The sequence below is a fragment of the Mycobacterium sp. NGS35 genome (genome assembly GCF_059812855.1).
Genome location: NZ_JCALDL010000006.1, coordinates 43,357 through 66,571, shown reverse-complemented (window position 1 = coordinate 66,571; position 23,215 = coordinate 43,357). Strand labels below are relative to the sequence as shown.

General features: G+C 66.2%; 24 protein-coding genes and 1 pseudogene. 11 read left to right on the top strand and 14 right to left on the bottom strand.

Annotated elements, in window-relative coordinates:
- Positions 1–8 precede the first annotated feature (8 nt).
- Together AC5Y4C_RS12000 and AC5Y4C_RS11995 are read right to left on the bottom strand one after the other, a co-directional pair.
- Entirely contained in the window at positions 9–542 is a 534-nt protein-coding gene (locus AC5Y4C_RS12000) for a hypothetical protein (protein WP_499961511.1), read from the bottom strand.
- A gap of 37 nt (positions 543–579) precedes the next feature.
- Positions 580–1,644 (bottom strand): 2Fe-2S iron-sulfur cluster-binding protein, encoded by a 1,065-nt coding sequence (locus AC5Y4C_RS11995; protein WP_499961512.1) that lies wholly within the window; start codon positions 1,642–1,644, stop codon positions 580–582.
- A gap of 137 nt (positions 1,645–1,781) precedes the next feature.
- Here AC5Y4C_RS11995 and hsaA point away from each other — a divergent pair, with 137 nt between their 5' ends.
- The 7 genes from hsaA (at position 1,782) to AC5Y4C_RS11960 (ending at position 7,677) form a co-directional block, all read left to right on the top strand.
- A complete protein-coding gene (gene hsaA, locus AC5Y4C_RS11990; RefSeq protein WP_499907159.1) occupies positions 1,782–2,978 on the top strand; it encodes a 3-hydroxy-9,10-secoandrosta-1,3,5(10)-triene-9,17-dione monooxygenase oxygenase subunit in 1,197 nt (398 codons plus the stop codon).
- Positions 2,978–3,871: a 4,5:9,10-diseco-3-hydroxy-5,9,17-trioxoandrosta-1(10),2-diene-4-oate hydrolase gene (gene hsaD, locus AC5Y4C_RS11985; RefSeq protein WP_499907157.1), complete on the top strand. Its 894-nt coding sequence runs from the start codon at positions 2,978–2,980 to the stop codon at positions 3,869–3,871. Before hsaA ends, hsaD begins: the two co-directional genes overlap by 1 nt.
- A gap of 7 nt (positions 3,872–3,878) precedes the next feature.
- A complete protein-coding gene (gene hsaC / locus AC5Y4C_RS11980) occupies positions 3,879–4,781 on the top strand; it encodes an iron-dependent extradiol dioxygenase HsaC (protein WP_499961514.1) in 903 nt (300 codons plus the stop codon).
- Between the two features lie 2 nt (positions 4,782–4,783).
- Positions 4,784–5,347 carry a 3-hydroxy-9,10-secoandrosta-1,3,5(10)-triene-9,17-dione monooxygenase reductase subunit gene (gene hsaB / locus AC5Y4C_RS11975; protein ID WP_499961515.1) on the top strand — a complete coding sequence of 188 codons (564 nt, stop codon included), beginning with the start codon at positions 4,784–4,786 and terminating at the stop codon, positions 5,345–5,347.
- Between the two features lie 154 nt (positions 5,348–5,501).
- Positions 5,502–6,293, top strand: coding sequence for a PPOX class F420-dependent oxidoreductase (locus tag AC5Y4C_RS11970; protein WP_499961516.1), 792 nt, complete (start codon positions 5,502–5,504; stop codon positions 6,291–6,293).
- A 27-nt stretch (positions 6,294–6,320) separates the two neighbouring features.
- Positions 6,321–6,749, top strand: coding sequence for a hypothetical protein (locus tag AC5Y4C_RS11965; RefSeq protein WP_499961518.1), 429 nt, complete (start codon positions 6,321–6,323; stop codon positions 6,747–6,749).
- A 70-nt stretch (positions 6,750–6,819) separates the two neighbouring features.
- On the top strand, positions 6,820–7,677 hold the full coding sequence (locus AC5Y4C_RS11960) for a DUF4344 domain-containing metallopeptidase (RefSeq protein WP_499961519.1): 858 nt from the start codon (positions 6,820–6,822) through the stop codon (positions 7,675–7,677).
- Between the two features lie 21 nt (positions 7,678–7,698).
- Here AC5Y4C_RS11960 and AC5Y4C_RS11955 read toward each other — a convergent pair whose 3' ends face one another.
- Genes AC5Y4C_RS11955 through fadD3 form a run of 5 tightly spaced genes read right to left on the bottom strand, consistent with a single transcriptional unit; the run spans position 7,699 to position 13,501 of the window.
- Positions 7,699–8,868, bottom strand: coding sequence for a pyridoxal phosphate-dependent aminotransferase (locus tag AC5Y4C_RS11955; RefSeq protein ID WP_499961521.1), 1,170 nt, complete (start codon positions 8,866–8,868; stop codon positions 7,699–7,701).
- Complete coding sequence (gene ipdE2, locus AC5Y4C_RS11950) at positions 8,865–9,818, bottom strand: acyl-CoA dehydrogenase IpdE2 (protein ID WP_499907143.1); 954 nt, start codon at positions 9,816–9,818, stop codon at positions 8,865–8,867. The genes AC5Y4C_RS11955 and ipdE2 overlap by 4 nt, the downstream gene beginning before the upstream one ends.
- 31 nt (positions 9,819–9,849) lie before the next feature.
- Positions 9,850–10,803, bottom strand: a complete 954-nt coding sequence (locus AC5Y4C_RS11945; protein WP_499961522.1) for an acyl-CoA dehydrogenase family protein — start codon at positions 10,801–10,803, stop codon at positions 9,850–9,852.
- On the bottom strand, positions 10,800–11,933 hold the full coding sequence (locus AC5Y4C_RS11940; RefSeq protein ID WP_499961524.1) for an acyl-CoA dehydrogenase family protein: 1,134 nt from the start codon (positions 11,931–11,933) through the stop codon (positions 10,800–10,802). The genes AC5Y4C_RS11945 and AC5Y4C_RS11940 overlap by 4 nt, the downstream gene beginning before the upstream one ends.
- Positions 11,933–13,501, bottom strand: a complete 1,569-nt coding sequence (gene fadD3, locus AC5Y4C_RS11935; RefSeq protein ID WP_499961526.1) for a 3-((3aS,4S,7aS)-7a-methyl-1,5-dioxo-octahydro-1H-inden-4-yl)propanoate--CoA ligase FadD3 — start codon at positions 13,499–13,501, stop codon at positions 11,933–11,935. Before fadD3 ends, AC5Y4C_RS11940 begins: the two co-directional genes overlap by 1 nt.
- 47 nt (positions 13,502–13,548) lie before the next feature.
- Between fadD3 and ipdE1 the strand changes: the two genes are divergently transcribed.
- Genes ipdE1 through fadA6 form a run of 4 tightly spaced genes read left to right on the top strand, consistent with a single transcriptional unit; the run spans position 13,549 to position 17,269 of the window.
- Entirely contained in the window at positions 13,549–14,727 is a 1,179-nt protein-coding gene (ipdE1, locus tag AC5Y4C_RS11930) for an acyl-CoA dehydrogenase IpdE1 (RefSeq protein WP_499961527.1), read from the top strand.
- Positions 14,728–15,516 (top strand): (5R,7aS)-5-hydroxy-7a-methyl-1-oxo-2,3,5,6,7,7a-hexahydro-1H-indene-carboxyl-CoA reductase, encoded by a 789-nt coding sequence (gene ipdF / locus AC5Y4C_RS11925; protein WP_499961528.1) that lies wholly within the window; start codon positions 14,728–14,730, stop codon positions 15,514–15,516.
- Positions 15,513–16,109 (top strand): TetR family transcriptional regulator KstR2, encoded by a 597-nt coding sequence (kstR2, locus tag AC5Y4C_RS11920; RefSeq protein WP_499961530.1) that lies wholly within the window; start codon positions 15,513–15,515, stop codon positions 16,107–16,109. The genes ipdF and kstR2 overlap by 4 nt, the downstream gene beginning before the upstream one ends.
- A gap of 11 nt (positions 16,110–16,120) precedes the next feature.
- Positions 16,121–17,269, top strand: a complete 1,149-nt coding sequence (fadA6, locus tag AC5Y4C_RS11915) for a steroid 3-ketoacyl-CoA thiolase FadA6 (RefSeq protein ID WP_499907129.1) — start codon at positions 16,121–16,123, stop codon at positions 17,267–17,269.
- A gap of 306 nt (positions 17,270–17,575) precedes the next feature.
- On the opposite strand, the pseudogene AC5Y4C_RS11910 reads toward fadA6, so the two are convergent.
- The 7 genes and pseudogenes from AC5Y4C_RS11910 to echA20 all read right to left on the bottom strand — a co-directional run.
- Positions 17,576–18,178: pseudogene (locus AC5Y4C_RS11910) on the bottom strand (cutinase family protein); the annotation flags it as partial.
- 107 nt (positions 18,179–18,285) lie between these two features.
- The gene (locus AC5Y4C_RS11905) at positions 18,286–19,017 is read right to left on the bottom strand and encodes a hypothetical protein (protein ID WP_499961531.1); all 732 of its coding nucleotides are present in this window, start codon (positions 19,015–19,017) and stop codon (positions 18,286–18,288) included.
- Positions 19,014–19,661: a SatD family protein gene (locus AC5Y4C_RS11900; protein ID WP_499961532.1), complete on the bottom strand. Its 648-nt coding sequence runs from the start codon at positions 19,659–19,661 to the stop codon at positions 19,014–19,016. The genes AC5Y4C_RS11905 and AC5Y4C_RS11900 overlap by 4 nt, the downstream gene beginning before the upstream one ends.
- 104 nt (positions 19,662–19,765) lie before the next feature.
- Positions 19,766–20,827, bottom strand: coding sequence for a (3aS,4S,5R,7aS)-5-hydroxy-7a-methyl-1-oxo-octahydro-1H-indene-4-carboxyl-CoA dehydrogenase (gene ipdC / locus AC5Y4C_RS11895; RefSeq protein WP_499961533.1), 1,062 nt, complete (start codon positions 20,825–20,827; stop codon positions 19,766–19,768).
- Entirely contained in the window at positions 20,824–21,573 is a 750-nt protein-coding gene (gene ipdB, locus AC5Y4C_RS11890) for a cholesterol ring-cleaving hydrolase subunit IpdB (RefSeq protein WP_499907119.1), read from the bottom strand. The genes ipdC and ipdB overlap by 4 nt, the downstream gene beginning before the upstream one ends.
- Positions 21,570–22,451, bottom strand: a complete 882-nt coding sequence (ipdA, locus tag AC5Y4C_RS11885) for a cholesterol ring-cleaving hydrolase subunit IpdA (RefSeq protein ID WP_499961535.1) — start codon at positions 22,449–22,451, stop codon at positions 21,570–21,572. Before ipdA ends, ipdB begins: the two co-directional genes overlap by 4 nt.
- Positions 22,448–23,206 (bottom strand): (7aS)-7a-methyl-1,5-dioxo-2,3,5,6,7,7a-hexahydro-1H-indene-carboxyl-CoA hydrolase, encoded by a 759-nt coding sequence (gene echA20, locus AC5Y4C_RS11880; RefSeq protein ID WP_499907114.1) that lies wholly within the window; start codon positions 23,204–23,206, stop codon positions 22,448–22,450. The genes ipdA and echA20 overlap by 4 nt, the downstream gene beginning before the upstream one ends.
- Positions 23,207–23,215: the final 9 nt, after the last annotated feature.

The window sequence follows — 23,215 nt, the reverse complement described above, 5'->3', positions numbered from 1 at the left end:
GCGTGAGGTCAGCTGAAGGTGGTCTGCGCGCAGGTGGTCGGCGAGGTGATGTTGACGCCGGAGTACACCACCTGGATCTCCGCGCACACGATGTAGTCGGAATTGAGCAACGGCTGGCCGGTCTGCCAGTCGGTCGGCTGGCTCTGGCCGGAGATCTGGTACTTCTCCGGCGGGCCGCCGCCGAAGTAGATCGTCGTGATCTCGCGCCGGCCCATCTCCTTGTACTGCCGCGTATTTGCCGCTACCACTTGGGTTTCCGAGTTGTTCAGCCGGTTCGACGAGCGCAGCGTGGTGGTCTGGCGCGCCCACAGGTCATCCGGAAATCCTTCGATACCGTCGGCTGACCGGCGGTTGGCCGCAACAGTGAAGTAGCACTGTTTGTCGGCCAGCGGGCAATTCGCGGTGACGTGCACTTCCAACTGCATGCCGTCCGGCAGCGGAAACGACGTGTCCTTGGTGTCGGACGCCGCAGAGGCCAGCCCGGGAACGCCGAGCCCAACACCGAGCAGTCCGCCTGCGATGGCTACCGCAAATCCCTTCATGGTGCTCCTCCCCAGCATGCGAAATGGTAGCCGCGGGCTATTCGTCGTAGGTGACTTCGACGGAATCCGACCGCGGGCGGGCCTGACACCCCAGGATCAGCCCTTCGTCGAGGTCCGATGGCTCGAGCACGTCGTTGACCTCCATCTCGACCTCGCCGCTGCGCTTGAGCACCGCACACGCTCCGCAATGTCCCTCGCGGCAGGAGAACGGCGCGTCGAGGCCCTTGTCCAGCAGCACGTCGAGCAGCTTGGCGTTACGCGGCCAGGAAATCTCATGCCGCTGGCCGTCGAGGTGCACGATCGCAGTGGCAGGCGGCTCGTCGCTGTCGTCCTCGATCACGACGGCTGCGAACGGATCGGTGTCCAAAGAACGGAAAACCTCGATGTGCAGCCGCTCCTTGGGCACGCCGATGCTTCTCAGTGCGGCTTCGGCGGCGGCCATAAACGGGCCGGGTCCGCAGATGAAGGCGTCGTGGGCGGCGTACGGCGCCATGAGCGCAGCCAAGGCGGCTTGGGTGGGCAGCCCCTGCACGGATTCCAGCCAGTGCATCACGGTGAGCCGGTCGGGGTATTTCGCGGCGAGTTCTCGCAGCGCACCGGCGAAGATCACCGAGTTCTCGTCGCGGTTGGCGTAGACGAGGACGACCTTGCCGCTGCCCTCGGCCAGCGCCGACTTGCAGATCGCCATCATCGGGGTGATGCCGCTGCCGGCAGCGACGAGCAGGAAGTCCGTGTCGAGCGTGCGCGGGACGAAGGTTCCCGACGGGGCGAGTACGTGCAGCCGCATCCCGGGGTGCGCGTGATCGCACAGCCAGTTGGACGCGTAGCCGTCGGCGGTGCGTTTGACGGTGACGGCCATCGCGTCGTCGGTGAACGGCGAGGTGCACAGCGAATAGCAGCGCGCGACCGAGCCGGTGCGGTCGCTGGGAATCCGCAGAGTCAGGAATTGGCCCGGGGCGTACTGCAGCTTCTGTGGGGAGATGACGGGGTCGTTTGGACCGTCGGGGACCTTGAACACCAGAGAGCGCGCGTCGTCGGTCTCCGCGACGACGTCGGCCACCTGCAGTTCCAACACGTGGCTGCCCAGCGGCTCGTCGGTCACGACTCTCCTTCCGGCAGGAACTAGAACATGTTACAGAAATGTGCTTGCCCGGGTCTACCTGCTGCAGGAATGCGGTGCTCGACTAAAATCGTAACGTGTTCTAATCTTGCGACTGAACCGCGACCTTGGAGGCAGCAGTGACGTCCATTCAACAGCGCCCGGTGACCGAAGGGGCCCAGGCGGTGCTCGACGCCGTCGACGAACTACTGCCCAAGCTGCGGCAGCGCGCCCAGGAAACCGAGGAGCTGCGCCGCCTTCCGGACGCTACCGTCAGTGAACTCCAGGAGATCGGCTTCTTCAGGTTGCTGCAGCCGCAGCAGTGGGGCGGCCTGCAATGCGACCCCGCGCTGTTTTACGAGGCGGTTCGCCGGCTTGCCAGTGCGTGCGGCTCGACCGGCTGGTGTGCGTCGATCATCGGCGTGCACAACTGGCATCTGGCGCTGTTCGACCAGCAGGCCCAAGAAGAGGTGTGGGGCGACGACAGCAACGTCCGCATCTCGTCGTCGTACGCGCCGATGGGTGCGGGGCAGGTGGTCGACGGCGGCTATCTGGTCAACGGCGCTTGGAACTGGTCGTCAGGTTGCGACCACGCCACATGGACGTTCGTCGGCGGGCCGGTGATCAAGGACGGTAAGCCGGTGGACTTCGGCAGCTTCCTGATTCCGCGCAGCGAGTACCAGATCGACGACGTGTGGCACGTCGTCGGCCTGAAGGGCACCGGCTCCAACACGCTGGTGGTCAAAGACGTGTTCGTGCCGCGCCATCGGTTCCTGTCCTATAAGGCAATGAACGACAAGACCGCCGGCGGCCTGCAGACCAACACTGCTCCCGTCTACAAAATGCCTTGGGGCACAGTGCATCCCACGACGATTTCGGCCCCGATCGTGGGCATGGCCTACGGCGCGTACGAGGCGCATGTGGAGCATCAGGGCAAGCGGGTGCGAGCCGCGTTCGCGGGTGAGAAGGCCAAGGACGACCCGTTTGCGAAGGTGCGCATCGCGGAGGCAGCCAGCGACATCGACGCCGCCTGGCGCCAGTTGATCGGCAACGTCAGCGAGGAGTACGCACTGTTGCAGGCGGACAAAGAGATTCCGTTCGAGCTGCGCGCCCGCGCCCGCCGCGACCAGGTGCGCGCCACCGGCCGCGCGATCGCGTCCATCGACCGGCTGTTCGAGGCGTCCGGCGCCACGGCCCTGGCCAATAGCGCTCCTATCCAACGCTTTTGGCGTGACGCCCACGCCGGCCGGGTGCATGCCGCCAACGATCCAGAACGCGCGTACCTGATCTTCGGCAACCACGAGTTCGGCCTGCCGCCGCAGGACACGATGGTCTGATGACGTCTTTCGCCGCCGAAGCCGCTCAGCAGCAAGAGGTCACGTTCGAGTCCACCTCGCGCTACGCGCAGGTGCGCTCGGGTTCTTTGGATATGCGCCTGCATTACCACGAGGCGGGCGTAGGCCACGAGCAGACCGTCGTGCTGTTGCACGGCGGCGGCCCGGGCGCGTCGAGCTGGTCGAACTTCTCGCGCAACATCGCGGTGCTGGCCAAGCACTTCCACGTGCTGGCGGTCGATCAGCCCGGCTACGGCCTGTCGGACAAGCACACCGAACACGAGCAGTACAACCGTTACAGCGCTAGAGCTTTGATGGGGCTGTTCGACCATCTCGGCTTACAGCGTGCCGCTCTCGTGGGCAACTCGTTGGGCGGGGGCACCGCGGTGCGGTTCGCACTCGACTACCCCGACAGAGCCGGGCGGCTGGTGCTGATGGGCCCCGGTGGGTTGAGCGTCAACCTGTTCTCGCCTGACCCTACCGAAGGCGTCAAGCTGCTCGGGAAGTTCTCTGTCGAGCCCACCCGCGAGAACTTGGAGAAGTTCTTGCGAATCATGGTGTTCGACCAGAAACTGATCACCCCTGAGCTCGTCGACGAACGCTTCGCGCTGGCCAGCACACCCGAATCGCTGGCGGCCACCAAAGCGATGGGGAAGTCGTTCTCGGGTGCGGATTTCGAGCTCGGCATGATGTGGCGCGAGGCCTACAAGTTGCGCCAGCGCGTGTTGCTGATCTGGGGCCGCGAGGACCGCGTCAACCCACTCGACGGTGCGCTGGTGGCGCTGAAGACCATCCCCCGCGCGCAACTGCACGTATTCGGCCAGTGCGGACACTGGGCGCAGTTGGAGAAATTCGACGAATTCAACAAGCTCACCATCGATTTCCTGGGGGAGTGAGGTACGGATGAGCATCCGGTCACTGGCGTATCTGCGCATCGAGGCGACGGACGTCGCGGCCTGGCGGGATTACGGCCTGAAGATGCTCGGCATGGTCGAGGGCAAGGGCCACACCGACGGCGCGCTGTATCTGCGGATGGACGACTTCCCGGCGCGGCTGGTGATCGTCCCGGGGGAGCGCGACCGGCTGCTGGAGTCAGGCTGGGAAACCGCGAACGCCCTTGAGCTGCAAGAGGTTCGCAACCGCCTCGACGTGGAAGGCGTGCCTTATAAGGAGGCGACGGCCGCCGAACTCGCCGACCGCCGGGTCGACGAGATGATCCGATTCCAGGATCCGTCGGGCAACTGCCTCGAGGTGTTTCACGGTGCCGCACTGGAGCATCGGCGTGTCGTCAGCCCGTACGGCCACAAGTTCGTCACCGGAGAGCAGGGCCTGGGCCACGTGGTGCTGACCACCCGTGACGACGCGGAGTCATTGCACTTCTACCGCGACGTGCTCGGGTTCTACCTTCGCGACTCGATGCGGCTGCCCCCGCAACTCGTCGGCAGGCCCGCTGACGGTCCTCCGGCATGGTTGCGCTTCTTCGGCTGCAACCCGCGGCACCACAGCCTGGCGTTCATGCCCGGCGAGACGCCCAGCGGCATCGTGCATTTGATGGTCGAGGTAGAGAACTCCGACGACGTCGGGCTGTGCCTCGATCGCGCGCTTCGCCGCAAAGTGCCGATGTCGGCGACCCTCGGCCGCCACGTCAACGACCTCATGCTGTCGTTCTACATGAAGACCCCCGGCGGCTTCGACATCGAATTCGGTTGCGAGGGACGGCAAGTCGACGACCGCGACTGGATTGCTCGGGAAAGCACGGCCGTCAGCTTGTGGGGCCACGACTTCAGCGTCGGCTTCAAGGCCTGAGCTTGTCCGCGCCGATCGACCCGCGCACATTCCGCAGTGTGCTCGGGCAGTTCTGCACCGGCATCACGGTGATCACCACGTTGTACGAGGACCGTCCGGTCGGGTTCGCGTGCCAGTCGTTCGCTGCGCTGTCGCTGGAGCCGCCACTGGTGTTGTTCTGCCCCACCAAGGTCTCGCGGTCGTGGAAGGCGATCGAGGCCACCGGGCGGTTCTGCGTCAACGTCCTGCATGAGAAGCAGAAGAACGTGTCGGCCCGATTCGGCTCCAAGGAACCCGACAAGTTCGCCGGAATCGACTGGCATCCTTCGCCTTTGGGCTGTCCGATCATCGACGGTTCGCTGGCACACATCGACTGCACTGTCGCCTCCGTGCATGAGGGTGGCGATCACTTCGTGGTGTTCGGTGCGGTGCAATCACTGTCGGAAGTGCCCAAGAAGAAGCCCAGGCCGCTGCTGTTCTACCGCGGCGAGTACACCGGCATCGAGCCCGACAAGAACACCCCTGCGCAGTGGCGCGACGACCTCGAGGCGTTTTTGACCGCCACCACCCGCGACACCTGGCTGTAGCCGGCTTCGCGCGTTGCGAGCGTGAAGCCACTGCGGCGACACGCCGAGAAGCCTCGCAATGAGTTCACGTTCGCGAGCCGGGCGCTGAGTGTCACAAACCGGTGTCGTCCGGCGTCTAGAAAGCGGAAGAAAACATCGGATCAAGGACGACAACATGGCTCGCTGGTATGTGTACACAGTGACCGCGCTGGTAGGAGTGGTCACTTTCGGAATCGGGGTCTGGTGCCTGGTCGACCCCGGCTCGTTCGCCCACTTCGTCGACTTCGAGGAACACGAGCATTTCCTGCACGACGCCGGTGCATTCCAGATCGGCCTTGGCGTCACGCTGCTTCTGGCGCTGATCTGGGGAGACGCGCTTGCCACGGCTGTTGCCGGCTTCTTCGTCGCCAACACCGTCCACACCGTCAACCACGTGATGGACCTCGATCTCGGCGGCTCCGTCGCTCAGGTGTGGCTGCTCGCGGCGGTGTCCGTGGCCCTGGCGGTCGCGTTCGTCCTGCGGCTGCGCCAACTCGGCTACGTAGTGGGCGTCGTCAGTTACGCCACCGACCGCACTCTGGCGCCGTTCGTCCGTCAGAAGACGATCAGCCTCACCACTTTCCGCAAGGACGGCACACCCGGCAGCAGCCCGGTCAGCATCGCCGTCGACGGTGACCGCGCATACTTCCGCAGTTTCGATCGCGCGATCAAGGTGCGCCGGATGCGACGCGACCCGAAGGTGGAGTTCGGTCCGTCCACCAGCTCGGGCAAGGCGACCGGCCCTACGCAACCCGCGCGGGTAAGGCTGCTCGATGGCGAACAATACCGGACAGCGGCACGGCTGCTGCGGCGCAAATATCCGCTCCTGCACGGTGTGATCGTGCCGTTGATGCATCGCCTGATGCGCAAGAAGTTCGGCCGCACAGTGCATCTCGAGCTCATTCCGGTGACCGCGGAGGAAAGCTAGCCCCCCGGGCCCGTGGACGGAGACGCAATGGATCACACGCTGGACACACAAGCCCGAACACGCGCGTTCGCCCGAGTGCTCGGGCCGTTCTTCACGATCGTGCCCGCGATCGTCGCGGCACGCGTGACTCACATGCGGACACTTCTGGCTGCCTACCAGGCAAATCCGATGTGGCCGTGGGTCCTCGGTGCGTTCCTTCTCATGGGCGGCCTGGTGATCATCGCCTTTCATCAATACTGGCGCGGCACCGCCGCCATCCTCGTCTCCGCCCTGGGCTGGTTCCTCGCGATCCGCGGCGTGCTCCTGCTGGCGGTTCCCGAACCGGTCAACCAAGCCGCTGATGCGCTCACCAGCCCGACGGCGTACGCAGTGGTGCGGGTGTTCTTCAGCTGCTTGGCACTTGCCGGGCTGTATCTGACATACGTCGGGTGGAGCGCGCCGCGAAAGCACACGTAGTCAATTCACGGCCGGAATGGTATGTAACGGAATTGGTTGGCGATGCGGCACGGCGGAGGGAGCCCCACGCGTGGGTCGAGGGATCAGGGGCGCGGCAGCTGTTTGCGTGGCACTGTTTGCGGCCGGCTGCGCAGGATCCGACGACAGCGCACGGCATGCTGCGTCGACGCGATCGACGCCCAGCGCAGCGTCGGCGACCAGCGCCGAATCACCGAGCCCAGGTGTGATGACGTTCAGATATGAGGATGCGTCGTCGCCAGAAGCGATCCACGGCCGACAGCTCATGACGGATGCGAAGCTGCTCGAGGACGTCACCCAGAACACCAACGACATCTTGAAGCTGCCATTCGACGTTCCAGTGGTAGGCAAGCAGTGCGACGACGAGAACGCGTTCTGGAGCTCCGACGACAAGACGATCACCCTGTGCTACGAAGATCTCGAACACAGTTACCGGATCTTCGTCGGCGACGGCGACCAAGATCCGGTGACATCGGCGGTCAACTCCGAAGTGGCCACCTACTATCACGAGCTCGGGCATGCCGTCCTCGACGTATACGACCTGCCCTTCACCGGACGCGAAGAGGATGTGGCTGACCAGCTGTCGGCGTTCATGCTGCTGGCGCCGGGAAGTGACGGAAAGCCAGACCCCAACGGTGTTCGCATCGCGACCGATTTCGCGCGAATGTTCAAGGGCTACAACGACGAATCCGGCGGTGACGCCAACGACTTCCCGTTCTACGACACCCATTCGTTCGACATGACGCGCATGTACAACTTCGAGTGCTGGATCTACGGATCCGATCCGGCGGACAACAAGAACATCGTCACCGACGGTCTGCTCCCGCAGGACCGGGCCGACGGCTGCGAAGACGAGTTCGACAAGATGTCGGCAGCCTGGGACCAGATGCTCGGCCCACATATGAAGTAGGGCACCAAGTTTCGCCCGGCGTCAGCGCTGCGCCGCGAGCCACGGCGCAATCCGGCGCAGCGCTTCGTCGATGTCTTCGGTTGGACCGGCGAAGGACAAGCGCACGAACGAGTTACCGCGCACGGTGTCGAAGTCGATGCCCGGCGCGATCGCAATGCCCGTGTCCGCCAACAGCTGCGAGCAGAACGACAACGAGTCCGTCGTCACGTCCGAGACGTCGGCATACACGTAGAACGCGCCGTCCGTGGGCGCCAGTTTGTCCAGGCCGATCGCCCGCAATCCGTTCAGCAGCCGATCCCGGTTCACGGCGTAGTGGTCCACGCGGGCGTCCGCCTCGGCCACGGATTCCGGCGTGAACGCAGCCGCCGCGCCGAACTGTGACAGCACCGGCGGGCAGATCGTGAAGTTGCCGGTCAGGCAGTCCACCGCCCGCCGCAGCGCCGCAGGCACCAGCAGCCAGCCGATGCGCCAGCCCGTCATCGCGAAGTACTTCGAGAAGCTGTTCACCACAACAGCGTTGCGCGACGTCTGCCATGCGCAGCTGGTTTCGGGGGCGCCCGGATAGACCAAGCCGTGGTACACCTCGTCGCTGATCAACTGCACCCCGGTCTCGTCGCACCACGTTGCGATCGCGGCGAGCTCGCCGGGCGGAATCACTGTGCCGGTCGGATTCGCGGGGCTGGCGACCACCACTCCGCGCACCGGCGGATCCAGCTCGGCGAGCATCTGCGCGGTGGGCTGAAACCGGGTCTGCGGGCCACATGGCACGTCGACGACCTCACAGCCCAACGCGGACAAGATATTCCGGTAACACGGATAGCCTGGGCTGGTGACCACGACGCGGTCACCCACGTCGAAGCAAGCCAGGAACGCCAGCAGAAAGCCTCCCGACGACCCAGTGGTCACTACGACGTCGTCGGCGTCGACGGAGATGCCGTGCCGGGTCTGGTACGCGCCGGCAATCGCGGCGCGCAGCTCGGGGATACCCAATGCGACGGAATAGCCGAGTTGATTGCGTTCCAGTGCATGCGCGGCGGCCGCGCGCACTGGGCCGGGTGCACCGGCGCTGGGCTGGCCGGCGGCCAGGTTCACCAGGTCACCGTGGGTGCGCTGGCGCTCGTCGGCGGCCAGCCAGACGTCCATCACGTAGAACGGCGGCACACCGGCGCGCAGCGCGACCTGAGTACTCACGCTTGGCTATTCAACACCTCGGACTCCAGCCGCCGCAGGTAGTCCCGCGGCTGCCCGAGCAACTGCCTGCTGCCGTGCGCCCGTTTGAAGTACAGCTGGATGTCATGCTCCCAGGTGATCGCGATACCGCCGTGCATCTGAATAGCCTCTGCCGCAACAGCATCGAATGCCTCGGTGGCGGCCACACGAGCCAGTGCGGTGGCGGTCGGCGTCGGGTCCGCGACCGCGTCATCCACGACGGCTCGCGCGGCCGACAGGGCGACGTACAGGTCGGCCATCCGGTGCTTGAGAGCCTGAAAACTACCGATCGGCCGACCGAACTGGATCCGCTGCTTGGTGTAGTCGACCGTCAATTCCAGGCACCGCTCGGCGGCGCCGATCTGCTCGGCCGCCACCAGGATCGCTGCCGTATCCGCGAGACCCGGATCGGTGCCCAACACTGCGGTGTCCTGAGCGGTCAGCCGGGCCAGCCGCCGCGTGGGATCCATCGTGTCGAGCGGGTCCGCGGTGAACGTCGTCCACCGCACCAGCCGCTCGCCGTCCGCGGCCACCACAACGTCGGCGATGTCGCCGTTGATCACGTAGTCCGCGTCGAACACCACCGCGCCGATCGCAGCGCCCTCGGCCAGACGGCCCAAGGTGTCGGCGTCGACCTCGTCAGCGGCCAACAACGCGAGTTCGGCGAGGGTGGTACCGAGCAGCGGCGTCGGCACCAGTCCGCGGGCCAGCTCGGACAAAACCGTTGCAGCATCGGCGAGTTCCCCACCAGCGCCGCCGATGTCGTCGGGAATCACCAGAGCCGCGGCGCCCACCTGCTCGCATAACAGCTTCCACAGTGACTCGTCGTATCCGCGTTCGGACGCCATCGCCTCACGCACCGCTTCGGGCGAGGCGTGCTTGCTGACGAGCCCACGCACCGTTTCTCGCAACAGGTCCCGTTCTTCGCTCACAGTCCTATCCGTTCTGCGCGCAAGCGGCTCGTCACAGTGCCTCCAGAACGCGCCGCCGATGGAATGCCGAGTCGCCCCATGCCGACCGCAGCGCCTGCACCCTCAACAACCACAGCGACAGGTCGTGCTCCGCGGTGAAGCCGATCGCCCCGTGGGTCTGCAGCGCGTGGCGCGCCGCCAGCGTCGCCGCATCTGTGGCCGCGACCTTCGCGGCGCTGACGTCGCGGCCGGCTTCGGCTGAGCCGTCGGCCACCGACAGTGCGGCGCCGTACACCAGCGGCCGAGCCATCTCGAGCGCGATGTGCACGTCGGCGAGCTTGTGTTTGATTGCCTGATACGAGCCGATCACCCGGCCGAACTGGCTGCGCTGCTTGGCGTAGTCCACCGCCATCGACAGCATGGCCTGCCCGGCGCCGACCAGCTGGGCGGCGGTGGCCAGCGCACCGAACTCGAACCCCCGGGTGACGTCGGCCGGCCGACGCTCACCGGTTGCCGTCACGTCGTAGAGCCGGCGGCTCGGGTCGACGGAATCGTGCGATTGCTGCGGTGACGCATCGCTCACCTCGCCGTTCGCGGCCAGCAATGTCAGACCGGCCGCCCCGGCGTCGACGGCACGCGGTACCAGCGGCGGCAAGGCGACCGTCGCGATCAGGTCACCGGCAGCCAGCTGTTCGGCGCGGTCGTCGTCGGCCAGCAGAACCGGCGCCACCGCAACGGATTCCGTGACCGGCCCCGGTACGCACCAACGGCCCAGCCTTTCGAGCGCGACGACGAGGTTCACCGGATGTGCCTCGATACCGCCGAACCGCTCCGGCACGGCCAGCGCGGTGACCCCGAGATCGGCGAGCCGGACCCACACCTTCCGGCCGGGCGCGGTGTCGCCGGCCGCCCACGCCCGCACCGCTGACGGCATGTCCGCGCTGCCCAAGGCAGCGTCGATGCTTGCGGCGAAGTCCCGCTGTTGTTCGTCGAGAGCGAATCTCACTTGGTCTTCTCCCGCGGCAGGCCGAGCAATCGCTCGGCGATGATGTTGCGCTGAATCTCGTTGGTGCCCGCGTAGATCGGGCCGCCGAGCGCAAACAACAGACCTTCGTTCCACGGATCGGCGAGCTCGCCGTCGGCGCCTCGGATGTCGAGCGCGGTCTGGTGGATCGCGACGTCGAGATCGCTCCAGAACACCTTGGTCACCGAGGATTCGGCACCTAGCTCGCCGCCGTCGGCCAGCCGCGTCACGGTGCCGAACGTGTGCAGTCGGTACGCCTGCGCCTTGATCCACGCGTCGGCAACACGCTCGCTGAACTCGTTGGCGCCACGGGCTTTCCACAGCTGAGCCAGCCGTTCGGTGGCAGCGACGAAGCGGGCCGGGCTTCGCAGTGACATGCCGCGCTCGTTGCTCGACGTGCTCATCGCCGCGCGCCAGCCGTCGTGCGGTGTGCCGATCACATCCTCGTCTGGCACGAACACGTCGTCGAGGAATATCTCGCCGAACCCGGTGTCGCCGTTTAGTTGTGCGATCGGCCGCACGGTCACGCCTTCGGTCCGCAACGAGAACATGAAATAGGTCAATCCTCGATGCCGTTCGGCCTGTGGGTCCGAACGAAACAGCCCGAAGGCCTTGTCGCCGAACACCGCTCGTGAGCTCCAGATCTTCTGGCCGTTCAACAGCCAGCCGCCGTCGGTCTTGGTGGCTGTCGACCGCAGCGACGCGAGGTCGCTGCCCGACTCCGGTTCGGACCACGCCTGAGCCCAGATCTCCTCGCCGCTTGCCATTTTCGGCAGCACACGGTCGAGCTGCTCCTCGGTGCCATGCGCGAACAACGTGGGCGCGAGCATGGACGTGCCGTTCGCGCTGGCGCGTCCCGGCGCACCCGCGCGGAAGTACTCCTCCTCGAACACCAACCACTGCAGCAGGCTGGCGTCGCGGCCGCCGTACTTTCGGGGCCATGTGACCACCGACAGCCCGGCATCGAACAGCACCTTGTCCCAATGCCGGTGCTGCTCGAACCCCTCGGCTGTGTCGTACGACTTCGTCGGGAATGACGCCTTGTTGGCCGCCAGGAAGTCGCGGACTTCAGCGCGGAAGTCTTCGGTGGCTTCGTCGAAATCCAGATCCATCACGCCATCTCTCGCAGTTGTGTCTTGAGCACTTTGCCGCCCAGGTTGCGCGGCAGTGAGTCACAGAACACCACCGACCGCGGAGTCTTGAAATTCGCCAACTGCTTTCGGCTGAACGCGATCACGTCCTGTTCGACAAGGTCGGCACCGGGCCGGCGCACCACGAACGCTTTGCCCACCTCGCCGAGGCGTTCGTCGGGCACGCCGATCACCGCCACGTCGGCGACCCCGTCCAGGCGCATCAACGTCTGCTCGACTTCAGCCGGGTACACATTGAACCCGCCGCAGATGTACATGTCCTTGAGCCGGTCGGTGATCCGCAGATTCCCTGCCGCATCCAGGGTTCCGACGTCCCCGGTGTGCAGCCAGCCCTCGGCGTCGATCGCCGCCGCAGTGGCCTCGGGGTCGTCGAGATAGCCGAGCATCACGTTCGGCCCGCGCAGCAGCACCTCACCCGGCGTCGTCTCGTCGGGGGCGTCGATGCGCAGCTCGAAGTCGGCGATCGGGCGACCACACGTCGTCGCGACCGTGACTGCGTCGTCCTCCGGACGGCACATGGTGCCGAATCCGCTTGCCTCCGTGAGCCCGTACGCCGTCAGCACGACGTCGATGTCGAGTTCGGACTGCATGCGCTCGATCAAGACCACCGGCACCGTGGCCGCGCCCGTCACCGCGAACCTCAGAGAGTTCAGGTCGAAGTCCGCGCGGCCCGGATGGTCCAGCAGTGTCTGATAGATCGTCGGCGGCCCGGGCAGCACCGTGACCCGCTGGTCCTGCACCGCCCGCATCGCCTGCACCGGATCGAACGTCAGCTGCGGAATCAGCGTGGCCCCTGTTTGCAGACACGCCAGAATGCCGGCCTTGTAACCGAAGTTGTGGAAGAACGGGTTGATGCACAGATAGCGGTCGTCGCTGGTGACCTTGCCGCACGCCGCCCACGCAGCCGACGCCGAGAGCGACTGCCGGTGCGCGCACAGCACGCCCTTGCTCCGGCCGGTGGTGCCGGACGTGAACAAGATGTCGCTGACGTCGTCGCCGCGCACGTTCGCCGCCCGGGCGTCGACGGCGTCGAGGTCGGTGCCGAGCGCGACGAACTCGTCCCACGGAAGGTGATCTGAGACTGGGCCTTCGACCGGAACGCGCACGATGTGGCGCAACGACGGCAGCGCGTCCGTCGGCAATCCGGCGACCCGGTCGGCGCCCAGAAATGGGCCCATTGCCACGAGCAGCGGCGCGCTGGTGCGGGCCAGGATATCGGCCGCCTCGTTCGCGGTGTAGCGGGTGTTCAGCGGCACCATCACCGCACCCGCGTGGTGGACGGCCAGGCACGCGACCACCCAATGCCAGGTGTTGGGCGACCAGATGGCGATCCGGTCACCGGGCTGCACGCCGAGCGCGATCATCGCCGCCGCGGCTCGTCGCACCTCGTCGCGCAGCTGTCGAAACGTGAAGCGGCGATCCGGTGAGGCCAGCGCCTCGTGATCGGGCAACTGTCGTGCCATCCGCTCCAGCACCGCCGGAACGGTGAGCGGATCGTCCCCTGCCTTCCGGGCGTGGGCCCACGTCATGGACGCTCCTCTAACAAAGCAAGTGCTTGGTAGGTTAGCCTACAGGGGTGAACGAGGTCCAGGAGTTCAGGGCCGAGGTGCGCGCGTGGCTGGCCGACAACCTCGTCGGGGACTTCGCCCAGCTCAAGGGGCTCGGCGGTCCAGGCCGAGAGCATGAGGCGTTCGAGGAACGACTCGAGTGGAACCGCCGACTGGCTGCCGCCGGGCTCACCTGCCTGGGGTGGCCGAAGGAGCACGGTGGCCGCGGCCTGTCGGTGGCGCATCGGGTCGCGTTCTACGAGGAGTACGCGCTGGCCAACGCGCCCGCCAAGGTCAACCACTTCGGCGAGGAACTGCTGGGGCCGACGCTGATCGAGTTCGGAACCTCCGAACAGCAGCAGCGGTTTCTGCCCAGAATCCTCGATGTCACCGAGTTGTGGTGTCAGGGTTACTCCGAGCCCGGCGCCGGCAGCGACCTGGCCAACGTGTCGACCACCGCGGTGCTCGACGGCAACCAGTGGGTGATCAACGGGCAGAAGATCTGGACGTCGCTGGCGCAGTGGGCGCAGTGGTGCTTCGTGGTCGCGCGTACCGAAAAGGGCTCCAAGCGCCACGCCGGCCTGTCCTATCTACTGGTGCCGCTCGACCAGCCCGGCGTCGACATCCGGCCGATCAACCAGCTCACCGGCGACTCGGAGTTCAACGAGGTCTTCTTCGACGACGCGCGCACCGACGCGAATCTGGTGGTCGGCGAACCTGGCGACGGCTGGCGCATCGCGATGGGCACGCTGACGTTCGAGCGCGGGGTCTCGACATTGGGCCAGCAGATCGTCTACGCCCGAGAGCTGTCCGGGATCGCCGAGCTGGCGCAGCGCAACGGCGCTGCCGACGACCCGCTGATTCGCGAGCGGCTGGCCCGTGCGTGGGCCGGGTTGCGTGCGATGCGGTCCTACGCGTTGGCGACCATGGACGTCGAGAAAGCCGGGAGCCGGATGGCCGGCGACATCTACAAGGGCCAAGACAATGTGTCGAAGTTATTGTGGGCCAACTGGCATCGCGATCTCGGCGAGCTCGCCATGGACATCGAAGGCAAGGCAGGCATGGTCAAGCCGGACGGCGACTTCGACGAATGGCAGCGGTTGTTCCTGTTCTCGCGCGCGGACACCATCTACGGCGGGTCGAACGAGATCCAGCGCAACATTATCGCCGAGCGGGTGCTCGGGCTGCCCCGGGAGGTGAAGGGCTGAATGACGTTGACGCATGCCCCGAAAGAGATTGACGGACACGGGCTTCTGGCCGGCAAGGTCGTCGTCGTGACGGCTGCGGCAGGCACCGGAATCGGCTCCGCTACCGCACGTCGGGCCCTGCTGGAAGGCGCCGACGTGGTGGTGTCGGACTACCACGAGCGCCGGCTGGAACAGACCCGGGACGAGTTGATCGCGCTCGGTCTGGGGCGAGTGGAAAGTGTGCTGTGCGATGTGACGTCCAGCGTCCAGGTCGACGCGCTGATCGCGTCGACGACGGCGCGGCTGGGTCGGCTCGACGTGCTGGTGAACAATGCCGGGCTGGGCGGTGAGACACCCGTGGTCGACATGACCGACGAGCAGTGGGACCGCGTGCTCGACGTGACGCTGAACTCGGTGTTCCGTGCCACCCGTGCGGCGCTGGCCTACTTCCGCGACGCCAAGCACGGCGGTGTGATCGTCAACAATGCCAGCGTGCTGGGCTGGCGGGCACAGTACGGCCAGGCGCACTACGCGGCCGCGAAGGCCGGGGTGATGGCGCTGACCCGCTGCTCGGCGATCGAGGCGGTGGAGTTCGGGGTGCGGATCAACGCGGTGGCGCCCAGCATCGCCCGGCACAAGTTCCTGGACAAGGTCACCTCGCCCGAGTTGCTGGACAGGCTCTCCGCCGGTGAGGCGTACGGCCGCGCCGCAGAGCCGTGGGAGGTGGCGGCCACGATCGCCTTCCTGGCCAGCGACTACTCGAATTACCTTACCGGCGAAGTGATTTCGGTATCGAGCCAGCATCCATGAGTGAGCAGCAGGTCAGCAGACGCGACGAGCTCCTGGAGCTCGCGGCGAGCATGTTCGCCGAGCGGGGGTTGCGCGCCACCACGGTGCGCGACATCGCGGACCGCGCCGGCATCCTCTCGGGCAGCCTGTATCACCACTTCGCGTCGAAAGAAGAAATGGTCGACGAGGTGCTGCGCGACTTCCTCGACTGGCTGTTCGCGCGGTACCAGCACATCATCGACACCGAGCCGAATCCGCTGGAACGGCTCAAGGGCCTGTTCATGGCGTCGTTCGACGCGATCGAGAATCGCCACGCCCAGGTGGTGATCTACCAGGACGAGGCCAAGCGACTGCTGGAGCAGCCACGGTTTTCCTACCTGGAGGAGTTGAACCGACAGCAGCGGCAGATGTGGGTCGACGTGCTCCAGCAGGGCATCAAGGAGGGATACTTCCGGCCCGACCTCGACGTCGATTTGGTGTACCGGTTCATCCGGGACACCACGTGGGTCTCGGTGCGCTGGTATCAGCCCGGCGGACCTCTGACGGCCGAACAGGTTGGCCGCCAGTATCTTTCGATCGTCCTCGGCGGAATCGAAGCCGAGCAGTCAGGGTGAGGAGTCTCAACATGCCCGAGGCATACATCGTCGATGCCGTGCGCACCGCCGTCGGCAAGCGCAACGGCGCGCTGGCCAAAGTGCATCCCATCGACTTGGGCGTGCACGCATTTCGCGGAATCTTCGATCGGGTCGACATCGACCCGGCGGCTGTCGACGACGTGATCGTCGGATGCGTCGACGCGATCGGCGGGCAGGCCGGCAACATCGGCCGCAACGCATGGCTGGCCGCCGGGTACCCCGAAGAGGTGCCCGGTGTTACCGTCGACCGGCAGTGCGGTTCCAGCCAGCAAGCGATTTCATTTGGCGCGCAAGCGATCATGTCCGGCACAGCAGACGTCATCCTTGCCGGCGGCATGCAGAACATGAGCCAGATCCCGATCGCCTCGGCGATGGTGGTCGGTAAAGAGTTCGGGTTCACCTCGCCGACGGGGGAGTCGGAGAATTGGCGGCATCGCTACGGCGACGAGGAGATCTCGCAGTTCCGCGGTGCAGAGCTGATCGCCGAGAAGTGGAACCTGTCCCGCGAGGAAATGGAGCAGTATGCGCTGACCAGCCACCAGCGTGCGCTGGCCGCGATCCGCGCGGGGCGTTTCGACAACGAGATCATCCCGGTCAACGGGTTCAGCGTCGATGAGGGCCCGCGCGAGACCTCGCTAGAGAAAATGGCCGCGCTGCCAACGCTTTCCGAGGGCGGCCGGTTGACGGCGGCAGTGGCCAGCCAGATCTCCGACGGGGCTAGTGCGGTGCTGCTGGCATCCGAGCAGGCGGTCGCCGATCACAAGCTCAAGCCACGTGCCCGCATTCATCACATCAGCGCGCGCGGCGCCGACCCGGTGTTCATGCTCACCGGCCCTATCCCGGCCACCCGGTACGCCCTAGAGAAGACGGGGCTGTCGATCGACGACATCGACGTGGTCGAGATCAACGAGGCGTTTGCGCCGGTGGTGATGGCCTGGTTGAAAGAGATCAAGGCCGATCCGGAGCGGGTGAACCCCAACGGCGGCGCGATCGCCCTGGGCCATCCGCTGGGTGCCACTGGCGCGAAGCTGTTCGCGACGATGCTCAACGAGCTCGAACGTGTCGGCGGACGCTACGGTTTGCAGACCATGTGCGAGGGCGGCGGCACCGCCAACGTCACGATCATCGAGCGGCTGTAGCGCCCCGCAGCACCGCGAGCGTGCGTGTCTGCACGCCGACACGCCGGCCGAATCCGTACCACGGCGCACCCTCGCGGCGAAGGCTACGCACGCTGATGTCATTCCGGTTCGATCACACGGCACGTCGTCGAGCACGACAACAACGTCCCGGACGGCGGCGGCGAGTTGGCGGGACGAGCCGGACGGCGGCGGCGAGTTGGCGGGACGAGCCGGTGGTGCGCTGGGCGCTGGCGTCGAGGCGGTGAGGTGGCCAGCCGCGAAAGTCGCTGCCTGGTCGACCATCCCGGCTTCCTCGTAGTGCATGTGCGCATTGAAGTTGCTGCCGGCAGAGCAGATCGGGTCGTCGTCGACACACAGGTCAATGGTCTTGTCCGCATACAGCGGCCCGATCGTGATCGGCGGCTGGTTGATCGCCCGCATGAACCGGTTGTTCGGCTTGCCGAACAGGGCCACTGCGGCGATGTGGTCGGCAACGTCGGCCGGCATCGGGTTGGGCACTCCCTCGGGTGCGCCGTCCGGGATGACGGCGGCGGTGACGAAACCCATCACAGCCGCTCCTTGGGAGAAACCGCCCAGCACCAGTTTCGTCGCGGGGCAGTTCGCCGCCATCGACGTGATATGGGTTCGTGCATCGGTGATTCCGTCCACCGCGGTGGGAAAGTCGGTGGTGGCCGGGTAGTCGACCGGATACACCCTGATGGATTTCGGGCCGACGCGGGCTTGCAGTGCGTCGACGAAGGCCTGACCGGTGTAGCCGACACCAGGTTGCTCGGTGGTGCCCCGCGCGAATACGACCTCGACATCCGGGCACGGTTGAGCGGACGCCGCCGGTCCGATCGGGCTCAGTGCCGCTGCGATCGCGGTGGCACCCCCGAAGAAGATGAGATGGCCTGTGCCCACGGCGGACATGCTGACACACGGTGTTGACGGCCGCGACCGCAAAGGTCAACGGCAAATAAACGCTGGGTGAACTGCGGTCGCCGCTCGAGGGCCGGGCGCATGAGAAGTGGCGAAAGTCATTGCGCCAGAACCAACCACACGCCGCCAAGCGCGACGATCCAGCTGGCGAAGCTGCCGACCAGAAAGTACTCGGTGACGTCGTCGATGCCGATCGTGCCGTTCTCGCGGGCCTTCTGCGCATTGATCTCCGGGAACCGGATGATGCTCTTGGCGGCCACCACCGCCGAGGCCGCCGCCAGCTGACCGCTCACGCCCAGCCCCAGGATCAGCAGCCGCTCCATCGGCCCGAGGAGCCGCCCACCTTTGAGTCGATCTGACGGCTGCGGCACACCGGCCGGGCGCACTGCGCCAACGGAACCCAGCACCAGCCGCACGAATTGGTTACCCGTGACCAGCTGCAACAGGACCACACCAACGGTCATCAGCAGCTGGGTCGGCGAAATGTGACCGAGGGGCAGATCAGTCCAGTGAACCCAGCGCGCCACCACGCCGCGCACCGGAGATGCCCAGCCCGACAACACGATCAACAGCAAGCCCGACCCGAAGAATGTCAGCAGCGGTGCGAGCACGTGCGTGCCGCTGCGCTCGGCCCGTCGACACAGCACATGCCACGCCACCGTCGCGACCGCGGCAACGAGCAGCAGCACGACATCGCCGGCATGCCACAGCGCCGACAGCGCCGCAACCGCCGCCACCACCAACGGGCCGACCACAACTGCCACCCGCCGAAAGCCCCGCAGCGCATCGGCGAGGCCGACCGCGATGAGCATGACCGCCAACACGCTCACGGGATGCTCCGCAGATGCTGTGACGCTGCCACGATCAGATCGAGCCCGTCGCGCCCGGCGCGCTGTGACACCGCGGACGGGCTGATGCCCTCCGCGGCGGCGATGTCCCTCTTCGCTTGGTTGTCCATCAGCGCCCTGAGAATTCGCAACGATCGGTCGTCGAGTGATCCAAGCAGATGGTCCCGACACATCAGCGCCGCGTTGACCGCATCCACGTCATCGCGGTCAGGGGCGCGAAACGTCGTACGCACCAGCGCGAGGCCGGGTTGCCGCTGGGCTGCAGCCGTCTGCTCGATCGCGTCGCGTGCCGCCCACCAGCCCGGGCCGTCCTGAATCCGCGCCCGCTCGTCGAGCACCCGCACATCGCCCCATCCGATCCCGAACCGCACATCGATCGAGGGTGCGACGGCCAGCCGCACGCGCAGTGCGGCGTCGATCGCTGCGCCGACGGACGGATAGCTTCCCTGAAATTCGTCGCCGACCGTGACGGCCGGCGCATCGATCGCGCCCGCGGCAACGGCGCGCAGCGCGGCGGATAGCCGGAGGTGCAGCTCGGCGCGGTCCGTAGCCTGTCGCGATCCGACCACGTCGCCGAGCAGCGCAGCACACGGCTGCGCTGAAGCTGTAGCCTTCATCCGTGCCATATGAAGACTATATCTTCATTCCACGGGACTTCAGCTATTTGCTTAACCGCACGGTCAACGTGGTCAGCACCACGACCCGCGTGGTGTGTGGTCGTTCGGCCAAGCTACTCCTCGATCAGCGCGGCAGCGGCTTGCAGATGTTTCACCGCATCCGCGACGATCGACTCGATCAGCTCGGCACATGACGGCAGGTCGTCGAGGATTCCGGCCACCTGGCCCGATGCCAGTACTCCCGCCTCGGTGTTGCCCTCGACCAGCCCGGCCCGCAAGAGCATCGGCGTATTGGCGGCCATCAACACTTGAGACCACGTCAGGTCTTTGCCGTGCCGCATCGCCAGCCCGTCACGCACCATCGTGCGCCACGTCATGCCCGACATCTTCTTGAATTTGGCGGCATTTCGCACTGCCGCAGCGAAACCCCTTACGCGCGAACCGCTTTCGAGCCGATTCACCAACGGCGTGCGCAGCACCCGGTGCGGCATGCCGTCGACGCGCGTGGACACCACCGTGCCGTCCAAGCCGGCCTGCAGGTAGCGCTGCTTGACGGCATCGGGCACCGTCGAATCCGACGTCAGCAGGAATCGGGTGCCCATTGCCACGCCCGCGGCGCCGTACGACAGTGCCGCCGCCAAACCGCGTCCGTCGAAGAAACCGCCCGCCGCGACAACGGGAATGTCGACAGCGTCAAGCACCGACGGCAGCAGAAGCGTAGTGGCCACAGGCCCGGTGTGCCCGCCGCCCTCGCCGCCTTGCACGATCACCGCGTCGGCACCCCAGGAGGCCACCTTGCGGGCATGCTTGGCCGCGCCGACCGACGGAATCACCACTGCACCTGTCTCTTTCAGCCGCGCAATGAGCTCCTGGCGGGGCGCCAGCGCGAAGGAGGCCACTTTCACGCCTTCGCGGATCATCAACTCCACACGGTCATCGGCGTCGGACGCATCGGCCCGGATGTTGACACCGAACGGGCGGTCTGTCGCCGACTTCACTTTTCTGATCGCCGAGGCCAATTCGTCCAGCGTCATCGTTGCCGAAGCCAGAATGCCCAGTCCGCCGGCGTTCGCGGTCGCAGACACCAGTCGTGCGCCCGCCACCCATCCCATGCCGGTCTGCACCACGGGATGCGCGATGCCGACCAGCTCAGTGAGCGGGGTACGGATTCTCATACTCGTACTTCCTTGTCCCGCAGAGACTTCGGGTCGATGACGTTTTGGATCAGGTCCAGCTCTTCAGTGGTGGGAAGGCGCGTGACGTCAACCGAGTCCAAGCCGTGTACGTCGAACGAGGTTGCCTGCCGCACGTCGTCCGGCTCGACACCCGGGTGCAGCGACACCGCTCGCATCGTGTGATCGGGGCCGCCGAAGTCGAAGACCCCCAGGTTGGTCACCACCCGACGCACGTCCATGAACCGGAACGCCGGATTGTCGCGGTCCACCTTGTCGTAGCCGATTCCGCAGACGACGTCGACGGCGTCGCAGAAGACGCGCGGGGAGTGGTTTCCCACCCAGTAGCTGGTCGCGTGGTTGATCGTGTTGCCCGGCGCGCCTCGCACGCCGAACATCTGCCGGGTCGGATGCTGCAACGGCCCGAACGCCGACAGGTTCTGATTGCCGTACCGGTCAATCTGGTTGGCGCCCATCACCACATAGCGTCGGCCCCATGCCAGCGTCTCGAAGACCCGGCCGAACGGCATCCACCCCTCGACAGCGCCCGACGCGCCCAGTGCCGGAGTGTCGTCGAGCAGTAGCGCCTCGCCGTCGGTCAGCAGGATGTCGGGAGAGAATGTCAGGCGAGCAAGACGAGCCCCGACGGAAACCACGGTGGTCATCGGGCTCACCATGATCTCCCCGACGCCGCGAAACAAATCCGCGCAGGCCGTCACGCATACTTCGGCACGGCTCACGTGAATCATGATGCCTCCGTTGCGAATCGCCGCACCGCGGCCTGGTAGTCGTCCTCGCTGCCCGACAAATAGGTCCGCACGAAGGCGTCCCACGATTCGGGCGACTTCGCGGCCTCGGCGTAGTGCCGCTGGAACTTCTCGTCGCGACCGTAATCGGCTGCGCCGGTGGTGAAGTGGGCGCCACCGGGTGCCTCCACCACCGCGTCGACCATCATCCGATTGACGATCAGCGCCTGCCGCGGAACGGCCTTCACCAGTTCCTCGGTGGACACCACCCTCTCCACAGACAGGTAGCGCCGATCGGCGGCCATCAGGAACAGGTCGTCGAAGTAGGGGTCGACGCCGGTGTATGCGGCGTTTCCGCGGGCGTCGCCGAGGTTCAGGTGGACGAACGCCGCGTCCAACCGCAACGCCGGCATCGCGATCAACGTCTCGAACGACCCGTCCGCCAATGGGTACGGGGACGTGACGGTCTTGAGCTCGTCTTCCCAGAAGTCGGGCACCGAACTGCCCAGGCCCGCGCGAATCGGCAGAAACGGCAATCGCTGTGCGGCCGCCTGTAATCCGCAGCGCAGCATGCCTTCGTCCATTTCCCGTGCTTCGATCGCTCCGCTGGTGCGCGCCGCCGCGAACCACGGGTCGTAGAACGGCGGCGAGTCAAGCGACACGAAGCCGTAGTACACCCGCCGTACCTTCCCGGCCGAGCACAGCAGTCCGATGTCCGGCCCGCCGTAGGTGACGACGGTCAAATCCTCGACGTCTGTCCGCAACAGAGCGCGGACGAAGGCCATTGGCTTGCGTCGCGAGCCCCAGCCGCCGATCCCGATCGTCATGCCGCTGCGCACCTGCGCAACGGCGTCGCCGAGGGTGGTGAGCTTGTCCGTCACGCCTTCTTGCCCTTCGCCGTCCCCGCGAACGCGTCGCGGTGCTCGTCGGAGACGCCGGCGAGGTTCAGTTCGAATGTGAAGCCCTGCTCCATCCGATAGCTGGAGTTGACCCGTTGCACGTCAATGAAATTCAGTGCTTCCTTGGCCGCCCGGATCACGCGGGTGTCTTTGGCGGCGATGTCGCGTGCCACCTTCAGTGCCGCCTCGTCGAGCTGCTCGCGGGGCACCACCTCGTGCACGGATCCGAAGTGGTGCAGTGTCGCGGCGTCGACCGTGGCGGCGGTGTAAAACAAGCGTCGCATCATGTGCTGCGGCACCAGCCGCGACAGGTGTGTCGCTGCGCCGAGCGCGCCACGTTCCACCTCAGGCAGCCCGAACGTCGCGTCATCGGAGGCGACGATCACGTCGGCGTTGCCGACGAGGCCGATTCCGCCGCCGACGCAGAATCCGTTGACCGCCGCGATCACCGGTACCGCGCATTCGTACACCGCCCGAAACGCCGCAAAGCAGCCGCGGTTGGCGTCGATCAAGGCCGTGAAGCCCTCGGTGTTCTGCATCTCTTTGATGTCGACACCGGCGTTGAAGCCGCGGCCTTCGGCGCGCAGGATCACGACGTGGGTCTCGAAGTTTTCCCCCGCCCCGGTGAGCGCATCGGCCAGGTCGAACCAGCCGCGGGAAGGGATCGCGTTGACGGGCGGATAGTCGACGGTGACGGCGACGATGCCCGGCTCGACGGTGGCGGACGTGATGGTCATGAGGACTCT

What these genes read in the sequence shown, in the direction of transcription:
- ipdC (WP_499961533.1), bottom strand. Translation starts at nt 20,827, where the DNA reads ATGAGAATCCGTACCCCGCTCACTGAGCTGGTCGGCATCGCGCATCCC.
- fadD3 (WP_499961526.1), bottom strand. Translation starts at nt 13,501, where the DNA reads ATGACGTGGGCCCACGCCCGGAAGGCAGGGGACGATCCGCTCACCGTT.
- hsaD (WP_499907157.1), top strand. Translation starts at nt 2,978, where the DNA reads ATGACGTCTTTCGCCGCCGAAGCCGCTCAGCAGCAAGAGGTCACGTTC.
- AC5Y4C_RS12000 (WP_499961511.1), bottom strand. Translation starts at nt 542, where the DNA reads ATGAAGGGATTTGCGGTAGCCATCGCAGGCGGACTGCTCGGTGTTGGG.
- ipdB (WP_499907119.1), bottom strand. Translation starts at nt 21,573, where the DNA reads ATGATTCACGTGAGCCGTGCCGAAGTATGCGTGACGGCCTGCGCGGAT.
- fadA6 (WP_499907129.1), top strand. Translation starts at nt 16,121, where the DNA reads ATGCCCGAGGCATACATCGTCGATGCCGTGCGCACCGCCGTCGGCAAG.
- AC5Y4C_RS11965 (WP_499961518.1), top strand. Translation starts at nt 6,321, where the DNA reads ATGGATCACACGCTGGACACACAAGCCCGAACACGCGCGTTCGCCCGA.
- ipdF (WP_499961528.1), top strand. Translation starts at nt 14,728, where the DNA reads ATGACGTTGACGCATGCCCCGAAAGAGATTGACGGACACGGGCTTCTG.
- AC5Y4C_RS11970 (WP_499961516.1), top strand. Translation starts at nt 5,502, where the DNA reads ATGGCTCGCTGGTATGTGTACACAGTGACCGCGCTGGTAGGAGTGGTC.
- AC5Y4C_RS11900 (WP_499961532.1), bottom strand. Translation starts at nt 19,661, where the DNA reads ATGGCACGGATGAAGGCTACAGCTTCAGCGCAGCCGTGTGCTGCGCTG.
- kstR2 (WP_499961530.1), top strand. Translation starts at nt 15,513, where the DNA reads ATGAGTGAGCAGCAGGTCAGCAGACGCGACGAGCTCCTGGAGCTCGCG.
- AC5Y4C_RS11940 (WP_499961524.1), bottom strand. Translation starts at nt 11,933, where the DNA reads ATGGATCTGGATTTCGACGAAGCCACCGAAGACTTCCGCGCTGAAGTC.
- hsaC (WP_499961514.1), top strand. Translation starts at nt 3,879, where the DNA reads ATGAGCATCCGGTCACTGGCGTATCTGCGCATCGAGGCGACGGACGTC.
- echA20 (WP_499907114.1), bottom strand. Translation starts at nt 23,206, where the DNA reads ATGACCATCACGTCCGCCACCGTCGAGCCGGGCATCGTCGCCGTCACC.